At 68.4% G+C, this 13,190-nt stretch carries 14 protein-coding genes and 1 tRNA gene; 7 read left to right on the top strand and 8 right to left on the bottom strand.

Annotated features, from left to right (window positions below; genetic code table 11):
• Positions 1–54: 54 nt before the first annotated feature.
• Together ADBZ9K_RS02890 and ADBZ9K_RS02885 are read right to left on the bottom strand one after the other, a co-directional pair.
• Positions 55–1,266 carry a branched-chain amino acid ABC transporter substrate-binding protein gene (locus ADBZ9K_RS02890; RefSeq protein ID WP_526618396.1) on the bottom strand — a complete coding sequence of 404 codons (1,212 nt, stop codon included), beginning with the start codon at positions 1,264–1,266 and terminating at the stop codon, positions 55–57.
• 191 nt (positions 1,267–1,457) lie between these two features.
• Positions 1,458–2,087: a two-component system response regulator PdtaR gene (locus ADBZ9K_RS02885; protein WP_526618395.1), complete on the bottom strand. Its 630-nt coding sequence runs from the start codon at positions 2,085–2,087 to the stop codon at positions 1,458–1,460.
• 115 nt (positions 2,088–2,202) lie between these two features.
• Here ADBZ9K_RS02885 and ADBZ9K_RS02880 point away from each other — a divergent pair.
• The 5 genes from ADBZ9K_RS02880 to ADBZ9K_RS02860 all read left to right on the top strand — a co-directional run bounded on the left by ADBZ9K_RS02880 (position 2,203) and on the right by ADBZ9K_RS02860 (position 6,050).
• A tRNA-Leu gene (locus ADBZ9K_RS02880) sits at positions 2,203–2,276 on the top strand.
• 326 nt (positions 2,277–2,602) lie between these two features.
• Positions 2,603–4,144, top strand: a complete 1,542-nt coding sequence (locus ADBZ9K_RS02875; RefSeq protein ID WP_526618394.1) for a hypothetical protein — start codon at positions 2,603–2,605, stop codon at positions 4,142–4,144.
• 123 nt (positions 4,145–4,267) lie between these two features.
• Positions 4,268–4,882 (top strand): transposase, encoded by a 615-nt coding sequence (locus ADBZ9K_RS02870; RefSeq protein WP_526618392.1) that lies wholly within the window; start codon positions 4,268–4,270, stop codon positions 4,880–4,882.
• Positions 4,883–4,898: 16 nt separating this feature from the next.
• Positions 4,899–5,648, top strand: coding sequence for a phosphatase PAP2 family protein (locus ADBZ9K_RS02865; protein WP_526618390.1), 750 nt, complete (start codon positions 4,899–4,901; stop codon positions 5,646–5,648).
• 42 nt (positions 5,649–5,690) lie between these two features.
• Entirely contained in the window at positions 5,691–6,050 is a 360-nt protein-coding gene (locus ADBZ9K_RS02860; RefSeq protein WP_526618388.1) for a hemophore-related protein, read from the top strand.
• Here ADBZ9K_RS02860 and ADBZ9K_RS02855 read toward each other — a convergent pair.
• From ADBZ9K_RS02855 to ADBZ9K_RS02835, 5 genes are all read right to left on the bottom strand, one after another.
• Positions 6,038–6,697: a biliverdin-producing heme oxygenase gene (locus tag ADBZ9K_RS02855; protein WP_526618386.1), complete on the bottom strand. Its 660-nt coding sequence runs from the start codon at positions 6,695–6,697 to the stop codon at positions 6,038–6,040. The two genes, ADBZ9K_RS02860 and ADBZ9K_RS02855, sit on opposite strands and share 13 nt — an antisense overlap.
• Before the next feature lie 97 nt (positions 6,698–6,794).
• Positions 6,795–7,364 (bottom strand): TetR/AcrR family transcriptional regulator, encoded by a 570-nt coding sequence (locus ADBZ9K_RS02850; RefSeq protein WP_526618384.1) that lies wholly within the window; start codon positions 7,362–7,364, stop codon positions 6,795–6,797.
• A gap of 35 nt (positions 7,365–7,399) precedes the next feature.
• Positions 7,400–7,660 carry a hypothetical protein gene (locus tag ADBZ9K_RS02845; RefSeq protein ID WP_526618382.1) on the bottom strand — a complete coding sequence of 87 codons (261 nt, stop codon included), beginning with the start codon at positions 7,658–7,660 and terminating at the stop codon, positions 7,400–7,402.
• Positions 7,661–7,956: 296 nt separating this feature from the next.
• Complete coding sequence (locus ADBZ9K_RS02840) at positions 7,957–8,211, bottom strand: hypothetical protein (protein WP_526618381.1); 255 nt, start codon at positions 8,209–8,211, stop codon at positions 7,957–7,959.
• 7 nt (positions 8,212–8,218) lie between these two features.
• On the bottom strand, positions 8,219–9,016 hold the full coding sequence (locus tag ADBZ9K_RS02835; protein WP_526618379.1) for a nitrilase-related carbon-nitrogen hydrolase: 798 nt from the start codon (positions 9,014–9,016) through the stop codon (positions 8,219–8,221).
• A gap of 130 nt (positions 9,017–9,146) precedes the next feature.
• Here ADBZ9K_RS02835 and speB point away from each other — a divergent pair, with 130 nt between their 5' ends.
• Together speB and ADBZ9K_RS02825 are read left to right on the top strand one after the other, a co-directional pair.
• Positions 9,147–10,091: an agmatinase gene (speB, locus tag ADBZ9K_RS02830; RefSeq protein WP_526618377.1), complete on the top strand. Its 945-nt coding sequence runs from the start codon at positions 9,147–9,149 to the stop codon at positions 10,089–10,091.
• A gap of 81 nt (positions 10,092–10,172) precedes the next feature.
• Complete coding sequence (locus tag ADBZ9K_RS02825) at positions 10,173–11,444, top strand: adenylate/guanylate cyclase domain-containing protein (protein WP_526618375.1); 1,272 nt, start codon at positions 10,173–10,175, stop codon at positions 11,442–11,444.
• On the opposite strand, the gene ADBZ9K_RS02820 is transcribed toward ADBZ9K_RS02825, so the two are convergent.
• The gene (locus tag ADBZ9K_RS02820; protein WP_526618373.1) at positions 11,441–13,183 is read right to left on the bottom strand and encodes a DUF2339 domain-containing protein; all 1,743 of its coding nucleotides are present in this window, start codon (positions 13,181–13,183) and stop codon (positions 11,441–11,443) included. The two genes, ADBZ9K_RS02825 and ADBZ9K_RS02820, sit on opposite strands and share 4 nt — an antisense overlap.
• Positions 13,184–13,190 lie beyond the last annotated feature (7 nt).

Below are 13,190 nucleotides of genomic sequence, written 5' to 3'. Positions count from 1 at the left end.
TCGTAAACGAGAACGCGTCCGAGCCTTACGGTCCCGGACGCGTCTCGTACACGGTTACTGAACCTTGTAGATCCAGATCAGGGTGGTTGTGAGCTCACCCTTGTCGGTCCACTGGTACTTACGCGCGACGCCCTGGCCGTTGTAGTTCTTCACGAAGTCCAGCAGGGCGGGCCGGGTGATGGCTCCCGAGTCTATGCCCTTGAGCAGGATCGTGCCGAGGTCGTAGCCCTCGGTGCTGTACGTGCCGGGGGCCTGGCCGAATTTCTTGGTGTACTCGTCGGCGAAGGTACCGGTGGCCGGGCCGCACGGGCAGGACAGGATGGCGTCCTTGGAGGCCTGGCCGGCCTGCTTGACGAACTCCGGGTCCTTGGTGCCGTCGGCGCTGACGAACTTGCCGGTGTATCCGCCGTCGCGCAGCTGCTGCACGAACGGGGCGGCCTCGGCGTAGTAGCCGCTGTAGAACACCGAGTCCGGCGACTGACCCTTGACCTGGGTGACCGCGGCCGAGAAGTCCTTGTCGCCCTTCTTGACCGAGATGTTGCAGGCCGAGTCGGCGACCGAGCCGAGCGTCTCGCGGACCGCCTGCGCCAGGCCGGTTCCGTAGTCGGTGCTGTCGTCGACGACGCAGACCTTCTTCTGTCCGAGGGTGTTCTTCAGGTAGTTGGCGACCGACGGGCCCTGCACGCCATCATTGGCCAGGCCACGGAAGAACGTCTTCCAACCCTGCTCGGAGAGCGTGACGTTGGTGGCCGACGCGGTGGCCGCCACCAGGCCGGCCTGGTCGAACACCGAGCCGGTGGCCTTGGTCTCGCCGGAGAACGCCGGGCCGACCAGCCCGATGGTGAACGCGTCGTCGACGATCTGCGGGGCGATTGCGGTCGCCTTCTGCGGGTCGCCTTCGGTGTCGAAGGGCTTGAGCTGAACCTGGCAGCCGGGGTTGGCCGCGTTGTGCTTGTCGATGGCCAACTGCACGCCGTTCTTGATGTTGATGCCCAGCGCGGCGTCGGGCCCGTTGAGGGCACCGGCCATCGCGATGGACACCGGCGGGCAGGCGGCCTTGCCGTCGCCGGTCGGGTCGGCCGGGGTCACCCCGGACTCGGGTTTGACCTCGGCGCCGTTCTGGTCGATCTGGACCTGTTCGACAATCTTCAGGTCACTCTGTGACGAGTTCTCAGTCGGCGAGGACTGATTGCAGCCGGCGATGCCGAGCACCGCCAGCAACGCCGAACTCGCAGCGATTGCACTCCGTGTAGCGCGTGCGCGCACAGTTCACCTCCGGGTCGGTTGTTCATTCGGCATCAACCCCACAGACCGGCACACGGCCCGACCGTCGACACTGCGTAGAACATAGTCAACCCGTGGCCGCAGCGCGTGATCTTGGCCAACGCCTGGCCGTGAGCATATTCGGTATCGGGGTAAACGGCGCGGTCAGAGGAAACTCGCCGTTAACCCAGGGCTCAATTCGACGGTGTGGCGTCGTTGGGCGTGTCGAGGGTTTCCAGCACCACTTCGGCAACGCGCTTCATGGTGGTGCGCCGATCCATGGCGGCGCGCTGGATCCACTTGAACGCCTCCGGTTCGGTCATGCCCTGCTTGGTCTGCAGCAGACCCTTGGCCCGCTCCACCAGCTTTCGGGTCTCCAGCCGATCCGACAGGCTGGCCACCTCGCGCTCGAGTTCGGTGATCTCGCTGAATCGGCTGACCGCGACCTCGATCGCGGGGATCAGGTCGGTGATCGAGAACGGCTTGACCAGGTAGGCCATCGCGCCGGCGTCGCGGGCCTTTTCGACGAGATCGCGCTGGCTGAACGCCGTCAGCACCACGATGGGCGCGATGCGCTTGCTGGCGATCTCGGCGGCGGCGTCGATGCCGTCCCGTCGGGGCATCTTGACGTCCATGATCACCAGGTCCGGGCGCAGCTGCTCGGCCAGGTCGACGGCTTCCTGCCCATCACCGGCCTCGCCGACCACGTCATAGCCCTCTTCGCGGAGCATCTCGGCCAGATCCAGCCGGATCAGCGCCTCGTCCTCGGCGATCACAACCCGGCGAGGTGTGCGGTCTTGGGCGTCGTTGGTAGACCCGGTCATGCAGCCATTGTCGCGTGGCCTGGGCCAAACAGCGACCTCGGGGCACCGCAGCCTCCCGCCCGTCAGCCTCGCCAGGCCCATCCACTATGGTGGAACACCGCCGCAGCGTCGGCTCGCCCTCGTATCCCAACTGGCAGAGGAAACGGATTCAAAACCCGTGCAGTGTGAGTTCGAATCTCACCGAGGGCACCTCGCTCCAACAATGTTGGGGCCGGCGACGACGGCCGGTCGGCGCCGGCGATAGAACAGACACTCCCCCCGTTTCGTCGCGCGCACCGGCGCAAACCGACGCTTCCCGCCGCCTGCGACGCGCGCGTAGCGGTCTGTGTCGATCGACACTCCATCTCGGTTCATTCCGCCGCCAAGTCTGCTATCGGCAACCTTCCACTTGACGTGACGACATTCCATCGGAAGGTCAATCGCCCCTGTAGACGATGTCAACGTGCTCGGATTCTCCTGGGGTGCACTTCACGAGGGGGAATCGAATGACTGTTGAGATGCCAGGCTTCCGTCGGGTGGGCGGCCTTCTCCGGGTGGCGCCGTTGATGACGCTCGGCGCGGTGGCCAGCGCTGGGATGATGCTGATGACGCCGACTGGAGCGCCATCGCTCTTTGCTGCCGTCCCCCCAGTGCCGGTACAGACTGCCAATATCGAACTGACCGGTTCTCCGGGCGGCCTCCTGGGGTCGGTCGTCGGTTTCCTCATCGGCGACGGAACGCAGACCAACCCGAATGCGGGCCTGCTGATTGGCAGCGGATACAGCTACAGCGCCGCAGATGACACGTACTGCACGTCGCATGTCTGCAACGGCGGCAACGCCGGCCTGCTATTCGGTAACGGCGGCAGCGGCTGGAGCGCCACCGCAGGCTCGGGTCTGGCCGCCGGCAACGGCGGAAACGCCGGGATCTTCGGATTCGGCAACGCCGGCAAGGGCGGCAACGGCGCCGACGCCGGCTATGTCTCAAACGTGCGGACTCAGGCCGCCACCGCCGGAGGACGGGGTGGCCGCGCCGGGTTGTTCGGCAATGGCGGAGCCGGTGGCAACGGCGGTGAAGATCGCGGTGGCACTGCGCAGAACCTTCCCTCGGTCGGCGCCAACGGTGGCGCAGGTGGCCGCGGTGGCGTGATCTGGGGTGACGGCGGAGCTGGTGGCGGGGGTGGCTATGCCGAGGACCACGTCGGGTTTCCCGTCGCCAACAACGCCACCGGCGGTTCGGGCGGCGCGGGCGGCGGCACCGGCCTGTTCGGCGCCGGCGGCAGCGGGGGTGCGGGTGCGAAAGCCCTCGCGGACTTCGGCCTCGCTACCGGCGGTGCCGGCGCCAACGGTGGTCGCGGTGGACTGGTGCTGGGCAACGGCGGCGCCGGCGGCAACGGAGGAGGCTATACCCCCAGCACAAATCCCGAGGACTGGTACAAGTCCGGGGTTCTCTCCGGCGATCTGAACGCCGTCGGTGGGCCCGGCGGCAACGGCGGTGGCGCGACCGTCGGCTCCGGCGGTCAGGCCGGCGGCGGCGGCTCGGCCGCGTCGAACGGAGGCAACGCCACCGGCGGCGCCGGAGGTAACGGCGGTAGCGTCCGGTTCGCCGGCCCGGGCCAGTCCGGCGGTACCGGCGGCGGTGCTGTCGCCTTGATCGGTATCACCGAGGGCGGGGCGGGTGGCAACGGCGGTGCAAGCTTCCTCAGTCTCATCCGGGCAGCTTCCGGCGGCGCAGGCGGTTGGGCTACAACCGTTAACCCCGGCGCCGGGACCACCCGCGGCGGTAAGGGCGGCACCGGCGGCAAGGGTGGGCTCTTCGCCGTCGGCGGCACCGGCGGCACCGGCGGTTCGCTCGTGGGCACCGGCCCTGCCCGCAACGACGCGCAAGGTGAGGCTGGCAACGGCGGCACCGGCGGCAGCGGCGGCCTGTTCCGCAACGGCGGCAACGGCGGCACCGGCGGAAACGCCAAGTCGCCGACGCCATCAGGTTCTACGCCCAAGCCCGGCACGGGCGGCTTCGGCGGACCCGGAGGCGTCGGCGGCCAGCCGGGTGGCAGTGGCGCCAACGGAACCACGTAACCCTGTTGCCGACGCGCCACGCCGGCCGGCCATGGCGATCAATCGCGCACGGCTCAGGACGCGGAAGCTCGTTGGGTCGAATGGAAGGTTCACACCACCCCGGTCTGAGACGATGGCAACCTGATGGGCGCACCCTCACGGCCTCCCGGAGTCTCGTCGAGAATTTCTCCGGCGACGGGACCTACTCATCCGTGGACAACCGGCGAGGTCACGGTCAACCTGCCCGTCATTGTCGACTGGATCGAGGTAGATCCCTCGACCGGTGAACAGAAGGTCAGGATCGAAGCCCGGGTGGACCTGGTCAACGGGACACCCGAGGTCGTCGAAATGTCGCTGTCCGCGCACCACGGCCTTGACCTCGCGACGCTTCAGCGTGACTTCCGCTGGTCTTCGCCGCTGGCCGTGGTGACCGGCATCGTGCCGCGGCTCATCGCAGCCGGATCCGACCCGTTCGCGGTCGATCTTCCGGTCGCAGGGTTCCCCGCCGTCGCCGCCCAACCCATCCGTCGGCACGGGATTCTGAGCGACGAATTCCTGACCACGATCGCCCGCGAGTACCTGGCACGGGGCCGCGGCTACGCCGCGACCATGGCGCGGGAATATTCGGTGACACCGCGCACAGTGGTCAGCTGGATCGAAAAGGCCCGTGCCCGAGGACTTCTCAGCGCACCGCCCCATCGCGGGGCGGCCGGTGGACGGCTGGTTGCGAAACCAGGCGTTAGAGCAAGCACCAAATAGGCCCTCGATTGGCACAATGATCGCCATCGACATCACTGTGACCACCCTGACCATCGCCGCCGCCGCCTTCGCGGTGGCGGCATTCGCGCGCCGCGGCCGGGTGGGATTAATCCTGCTGTCGGCCGCACTGTCGAGCGTGCTGGCCATCATGGCCGTACAGATCAATGCGGAGTGGATGACAGCTCTCGACACCTCGGTGTGGAACTGGTTCGACGCCCACCGTGAGCACCGCGGGCAGGGTGACTCGGCGGGGATCTTCAGCTATATCGGCCGCCCGGTCCACGTCGCGGTGGCCGGTGTGGTCAGCGGAACGCTACTGGCGCTGCAGGCCCGATCGGTCATGCGGGCCGTGGTCGTCATCGGAACGGTCGGGGCGGGCGCGGCCGGCGAGCAGATCCTCAAGCACCTGCTCGAGCGGACGCCCGCCAACCTCGCTCAGTTGCGCAACGGATCGGCTGTCGACTGGTCTCAGATCGACTACTACGCGCACTCATTCCCCTCCGGCCATGTCACCGGCAGCGCCACATTGCTGGGAACCATCGCGGTTTGTCTGGGTATCGGGCGTAGCCGCGCGGTCAAGATCACAGCGGCCGTGCTGGCCGGCACAGGTGTCGTCTTCGTCGCGATTCTTGCCCTCTACGTGCGCGCACACATTTTCACCGATGTGATCGGCGGGATGGTCCTGGGCGGGGCGCTGGTCGCCCTGGGTGCCGCGGTCCTGGTGCCCGCCGACCGGGCCGCCAAACACCGATTTCAGCCGGTCTGACCCCGTACAGTCTGATTCCGGATCTCATCGCAGGAGCTGGTCATGAGCATGACGCGTTCGATACCGCGCGCGGTCGCGATAGTGCTGGGCGCTGCCGCCCTGCTGCTGGGCGCGACCGGCCCGGCGGCTGCCGACCCGCCGCCCAACTGCACGTCGGCCGACCTGGCCGGGATCATGGCAGGCACCGGTTTCGCGTTGTCGGGCTATCTGTTCACCCACCCGGACGTCAACGACTTCTTCACCAGCATCAAAGGCCTGCCGAAGGACGAGATGCGTTCCGCGGTGCAGGACTATCTGGACGCCAACCCGCAGGTGCATGCCGACATGAAGGGAATCCGTCAGCCCGTCACCGACTTTCGCAATCGCTGCGACGCCGGACCGGACGACGGTCAGGGGCGGTAGGCGGCCAGATTCTCGCCGAGCTCGGCGAACACCGCCTGGTTGAGCCGGAAGGCGACCTTCACCTCGGCGACCACCCGGTCGACGTCGGCGGCCTCAAGTCCCAGCCCGTCGAGGCGGGCCCGGTACTCGTCCTTGTAGGGCTTGGACCTCAGCGGGAACGTGTAGAACGCCAGCCCGGCACCCCCTAGACAAAAGGTGCGATCGAGGATCCGGCCGATGGCCTGCCCACCGGAGAGGTCGCCGAGGTAGCGGGTGTAGTGATGCGCGAGCAGGTCACCGCCCCAGGACAGGCCGGCCACCCGATCGCGGTAGGTCTGCGCGGCCGGCGAGTCGATGTCGCGGCCCGATCCGGGCGCCCAGTGCTCGAGGTCGGCGTCGATCGCCGACAGTCGCTCCAGGGCCGGATCGTAGACGGCGGCGACCAGGGGGTCGTCGTGGTACGCGCGAACGGCATCCTCGATCGCGGCGTAGATCATCCGCAGGCGGAGCAGGTAATCGACGTAGCCGCGCGGGCTGATCTTGCCGTCGAGGAGCTCGGTGACGAACAGCGCCTGTTCGGCGGCCTCGTGGTCGTCGGCCGAACCCGCCCGCATCGCGGTGGCCAACGAGGTGGCCGACTCGGACGTCGACTGGGTGCTCATGGACATCTTCAGCTCCGTGTCGTAGCGGATTTTCCTGACATCTCGTCAGGATGATGTTGACGAGATGTCAGGAAATTAACACGGTGCCGAACGTTTGTGAGGGCTACCTTTTCGGGGGCTTCAGGGCGCGCAGCACAAACCGCTCGACCGTGGCTGCCGGCAGGTGCCGGGGTGCCAGGCAGGCATGAATCAGCGACATGGTCGCGACCGCGTCATCGACGACGAACGTACCGGCCGCGACACCGTCGGCCAGGATCGAGCGCAGCACGTCCTCGACGGCCACCACATGGTCGCGAATCGCCAGCTTCGCCGTCGGCGACAGCGTGCCGTAGAACTGACCGCTCGAGCTGATGTGGAACTGCTGGCCGGCGTCGAGGTGATGACGAATGTAGAGAGCCAGCCGCTCGGACGGGTCCCCGACATCGGCCAGTGCAGCCTGCAGTTCATCGATGTAGTGCGCGGTCTGGTAGGACGCGAACGCGACGACGACGGCTTCCTTGTCGGCGAAATGGTGATAGATCGCCGTTCGCCCGATACCGGCCTCCGCGGCCAGTTGCGCCATGGTGATCGCGTCGATGCTGTGCTCGGTCAGCAGGGCGCTGAATGCCTCGAAGACTCGGCGATGCACCTGCTCACGGTGCTGCCCCAGCGAGGGAGCGCTGATCCTGGGCACGCCCCGACTCTATCGCCGGGGCGCGCCAAGACCGGCTAGCGAATGCAGTTGTTGCCGACGATTTCCTTGCAGACCGTGCCGGGAGGAGCCGGGTTGACGGTCGGCGAGAAGGAGTTGGGACCACCCGGGGCGACGGCCTTCTCGGTGGGCGTCACCGAGACCGTCGTGGACGTTGTGGTGGTCGTCGACGGGGCTTCCTTCTCGCTCGGGCTACAGGCGGTCAGCGCCCCCATCCCGAGGATCGCGGCACCGCCAGCAAAGAGTGCAATCTGACGGGTCAGGCGACCAGAGCTCATAATCGTTTCCTATCTGTGCGTGCCGAGATGTCGGACCGTCCGGATTGCTGGCTCGGCTGATATACCAGCTGCCCCGAAAGGCTGGACAATCGCTGTGAGTACTTACCGTCGCGTTTTGCTGAGATCATACGGTAAGCACCCGCAAAATGTGCTTAGCCGTCCAAGACTGCTGCGACGGTGCAACCCACCCGGATCCTGCGCCGTTGCCCGACCACCCAACCATCGCCCAAAAGGCGGAGCATAGCGTTCAGGCAAACCCGTCGGTAGGGCAAATGGTCACCGTGCGCCCGGGGCGATCAGCCGCCGATCGAGATGATCAGGCCACCACCCCAGAACGGCCAGCCCCAGTTGGGGGTGGCGATGGTGCCGGGCGAGGTGGTGATCTGCGCGTTGCCCGGGCTCTGGCAGACCGTGGTGTTCGGGCTGACGTTGGTGCACGATGGCGTGCCGGAGGCGCTGGCGGCGATGCCCAGGCCGGCCAGCAGCACGGCACCGAAGAACAGCGCGGTCAGCGCTGCCGCGTGCCAGAGTCGAATGCCTCGAGGTGCCATCGGGTGCTCAGTAGAGGTCCACGCGGCGGTCGGAGAACAGGTCGACGAGTTCGGTGAGCGTCTTGTCGTGGGTGGCGGACAGGTCGACGTCGGCGATGGCCAGGCCGGGTCCCGGGCCGGCGGCCGACACCACCCAGCCATCAGGATCGACGATCACGCTGCCCTCGGTCCACGGCTGTCCGCGCTCCACCCCGGCCCGGTCGCACACCGCGACCGCGATCCGGTTCAGCCGGGCGGTGGACATGGCGGTGATCACCTCGCCGGGCCGCTCCCCCTCGGGCCGCGGGAACAGGGGCCAGTTGACCGGCGCGACGATCAGCTCGGCACCGTCGAGCGCGACCCGCCGGGTCACCTCGCCGAACTCCAGGTCGTAACAGACCATGATCGCGATCGCGCCGTATCGGGTCCTCAGCACCTGCGGCAGTTTGTCGCCGCGGGTGAAGATCAGCTTCTCGCGGTCCCACAGATGTGTTTTGCGGTAGGTGGCGAGCACACCGTCACGGTCCAGGGCGAGGGCGCTGTTGTAGATCAGGCCGTCGTCGCCGAGTTCACAGAACCCGCCGACGACGATCGCGTCACCGGCGGCCGACCGCCACGCCTCGAAGGCCGCATCCGCAGGCCTCAGCGCGACCGATCTGGCCTCCTCGGCGTCGGCGAGCATGTAGCCCGAGGTCGTCAACTCAGGCAGCACCACGATCTGGGCACCCTGGGCGACGGCCTCGGCGACGGCATCGGCGGAGCGCTCCAGGTTGCCGTCGACATCGCCGATAGTGGGGTCGATCTGGGCACACGCGATGCGGGTCACTCCTGCAGGCTAACCCCGCGGGCGCGGGGATGTCCGGTCATGACATCGCGCTGTCCGCACCCTGGACGGGACCCGCACACCGGCGATGATTGAGGCCCGCGATCGCCCACCCCGTTGCCCAGGAGGAACAATGACATCCGACATCGTCGGACCCGTCGACGCGACCAAGTACCCGCGTTACACCGAGCCGTCGACATTCGCCCGGCTGCCCCGCATCTCGGAGGTCCCCGGCGCCGACGTCCGCATCGTCGGTGTGCCGTTCGACAGTGGGGTGTCCTACCGACCCGGCGCCCGGTTCGGCCCCTCGCACGTGCGCGCGGCCTCCAAACTGCTGCGACCCTTCAATCCCGCACTCGGCGTCGAGCCGTTCACGGTCCAGCAGGTAGCCGATTGCGGAGACATCGCGGTCAACCCGTTCAACCTCGACGAGGCCATCGACACCATCGACACCGCCATGACCGACCTGCGCAAGGACGGGTCGACGGTGCTGACCATCGGCGGTGACCACACCATCGCCCTGCCGATTCTGCGTTCCCTGTCCCGCGACCACGGCCCCGTCGCGGTTCTGCATTTCGATGCCCACCTCGACACCTGGGACACGTATTTCGGTGCGCCCTACACCCACGGCACCCCGTTCCGGCGAGCCAGCGAAGAAGGCCTGATCGACATGGAGCGCTCACTGCACATGGGGATCCGCGGGCCGCTGTACAGCAAGACCGACCTCGAGGACGATGCCGTGCTGGGCTTCCAGGTCATCCGTTCCGACGACTACGAATTCGATGGTGTCGCAAGCATTGTCGAGCGGATGCGTAAACGGCTCGCCGGCGGGCCGGTGTACGTCTCGATCGACATCGACGTACTGGACCCAGCGCACGCCCCGGGCACCGGAACCCCCGAGGCCGGCGGGCTCACTTCTCGCGAGCTGCTCAACACCCTGCGCGGGCTGGTGGGGTTGAACGTGGTCGGCGCCGACATCGTCGAGGTGGCCCCGGCCTACGACCACGCCGAGATCACCGGGATCGCCGCCGCCCACGTCGGCTACGAGATGCTATCGGTGCTGGCAGCCAACCGATAGGCTGCCAAGGTGGGGACCATGCGGAAATGCGCTGGTCCGGTACCGCCTGAAGGGCCGTTCCGGCGATCGGACTGTGAGCGCATGCAGCGGCGCCCACCGGCCCGCAACCAGCATTGGGCCGAATCGGTTACCCGCCGCCAGCGGGTCCTCAACATCGCTGCGGCCATCGCCGCCGTCGTCACCGCCCTGGTGGGGATCATGCAGCTGGTGGCCGACCAGCGGCTGCTGTCGATCGGACTGATCAATGTGGGAACCGCCGCCATCTTCGTGGCGATCCCGCTGCTGCACCGCTTCGGCGAGATCATCGCCTCCCTGGCCTTCGTCTTCGTCGCGTTTTTGTCCCTGACCATCGTCGGCTGGCAGGTCGGCACCGACGCGGGAATCCAGTTCTATTACCTGGTATCGGCGTCGCTGGCCGTGCTGGTGCTCGGCGTCGAGCACATCGTGATGGCGTCCTCGGTGGTCGCGATCGGCGCCGGGCTGACCATCGCCTCGCAGTTCCTGGTGCCCGGCGACACCGGGATCCAACCTCGCTGGCTGGTCAACGCCGGTTTCGTCATCACCACGGTGTCCTCATGCGTGCTGGTGTTCGCCACGGTCTGGTACGCGATGCGTGAGGTGTCCCGCGCCGAGGCGGCGATGGAGGTCGAGTACAAGCGCTCCGAGGCGCTGCTGGCCAACATCCTGCCCGCCAGCATCGCCGCCCGCCTCAAGGACCCGGCCCGCGGGGTGATCGCCGACCGCTACGACGACGCCTCGATCCTGTTCGCCGACATCGCCGGGTTCACCGAGCGGGCCAGCCAGATCCCGCCGGCGGAGCTGGTGCGGTTCCTGGACCGGCTCTACACCACCTTCGACCGGCTCGTCGACAAGCACGCACTGGAGAAGATCAAGACCACCGGCGACTCCTACATGGTGGTCAGCGGAGTGCCACAGCAGCGGCCCGATCACGTCGAGGCCCTGGCGAACCTCGCCCTCGACATGAGCCGTGCGGTGCGCGACCTGCGCGATCCCAACGGCCAGCCGGTACCGCTGCGGATGGGGATGGCCTCAGGACCGGTGGTCGCCGGGGTCGTAGGCGCCCGCCGCTTCTTCTACGACGTGTGGGGCGACGCGGTCAACGTCGCCTCACGGATGGAGTCCACCGACCCGGAAGGCCGCATCCAGGTACCCCAGGACGTCTACGAACGGCTGCGGGACGGCTTCGTGCTTGAAGAGCGCGGCGATGTCGAGGTCAAGGGCAAAGGGATCATGCGCACCTGGTATCTGGTGGGCCGCAGGCCGACGCCCGCCCCGGACAAAGCCCGACCCGCCCAGGAAGAGACTGGGCGGGTCGAGAGTCCAACTCGCTAGACATCACGCCTGGCGGCCAGGCTGCGGGCGTAGCCGGTGCCCATTGCCAGCAGGATCAGGCCGACGACGATGAATGCACCCACCCGGAAGATGCCGTCGAGGGTGCCCAGGTCGAACAGGAACAGCTTGACCATCGCCGCCGCAGTCAGCACCAGACCCGCCGCGATCGGTCCAGCCTGCAGGTCGCTGCGCCGGGTACGCAGCGCTGCGGCAAACAGCGCCGCGGCGATCGCGATCCAGCAGATCGTGGCAGCCATGTGTCCGGCCAGGAACCCGTCGTCGGGACCGCCGAGCAACACACCGGCGGTGACCGTGAACGCGGTCACCGCGTACACCGCGAGCAGTCCCGCGCCCGCCCACACCGCACCGGGTTCGGTGCCAGCCCACGCCCATGCCACCACGCCGGCCCAGCCCATTAGCAGCACGCTGGCGGCCAACGTCGACACCGCTGTCGCGACGCGCAGTTCGGTGCCGAAGGCCAGCAGACCGGGCGGGGCTTGGCCGACGAACATCACGGCACCGACCGATCCCAAACCTGTTGCCGCCCAACGGCCAACGGTGTCCTTGCGGGCTGTGACCGCTACCACGGCGGCCACGGCCAGCAGCACCGGGGTGGCCAGCTGGCCGCGAAACGCCGCCGTGATCGCCAGCAGGGCAGCCACCGCGGAGGTTGCCGAGAACACCTGGGCCACGACCCCGGGTACCCCGGGCAGCCGATCCGACAGCAGCACGATCGCCAGCAGCGACACCGAAAGCGCGGCCGCCAGCAGCGCGGCCAGCCACCGATCGGCCGCGATCCCCGCAACCAGCACCGGCGCCACCCCGCCGACGGTCACCAACGCGATCCCCGGCCGGTTGGTGGTCGACCGCAGCACCACCAGCGCGCCGGTGACGGCCAGCAGCGCCGCCACCCCGGTGGCAGCGCCGAGCAGCCAGGTGTCCTCGGCGGATCCGAAGTGGGCGACTACCAGCGCGAGCAGCAGCGGCAGCGTCACCGCCGCCGTTCGCGCCGCGTGCATCCCGAGCCAGTCCCGACCGATCTGCACCGGCAGCGCCGCCGCCGACAGCACGGTCATGAATCCGATGAGCAGCAGCGTGACGCCGTCGGTGATCGCCGGTGCGAGCACCGCCAGCGGCACCAGCGCCAGGACCGCCAGCTGCTGGGAGTCCCAGCGCCGGGCCAGACTCAGGCCGGCCCCGCCCACGAGCGCGCCGATCACCAGGGCGACGACGGGGGCCACCCAGTGGTAGATCGTCGCCACCGCCATGATGTCGATGTAGGCCGCGGCGATGCCGGTGGCGCTCAGGGCGATCGCGCCGACCCGCCCGCCGGGCCGAGCCTGCAACCAGACTCCGACACCGACCAGCGACCCCGCCAACAGCGCGCCGGCACTCACCCGCAGTTCGGGCCGCAGTAGACCCGCCTGCGCGGCGAGCACCAGCAGCAGCACCACCCCGATGAGCGTGACGGCCACCCCGGCCACCGCCAGCGCCTTGCCGATCCAGCCCCGGTCCGGGTCCCGCGCCACCACCGACTTCGGCGGTGGCGGGACCGGCGCCGGTCGCGGCCAGGGCGGAGGCGGGGGTGGCGGCCAGTACGGCATGGCCGGCTGGGGCGGCGCGGGCGCCGAGACAGCGTCGAGCTCGGCGAAAGCCGCGGAGATGCGGGCCATCTGCGCCGACACGGCGGCGAATTCCTGGGCGAGCCGGGCCAGCGCGGCCCGGTGCGAATCAGTCATCCGTCCA

Source organism: Mycobacterium sp., assembly GCF_965229265.1.
Classification (GTDB): Bacteria; Actinomycetota; Actinomycetes; order Mycobacteriales; family Mycobacteriaceae; genus Mycobacterium.
This window is presented reverse-complemented; position numbering and strand designations above follow the sequence as displayed.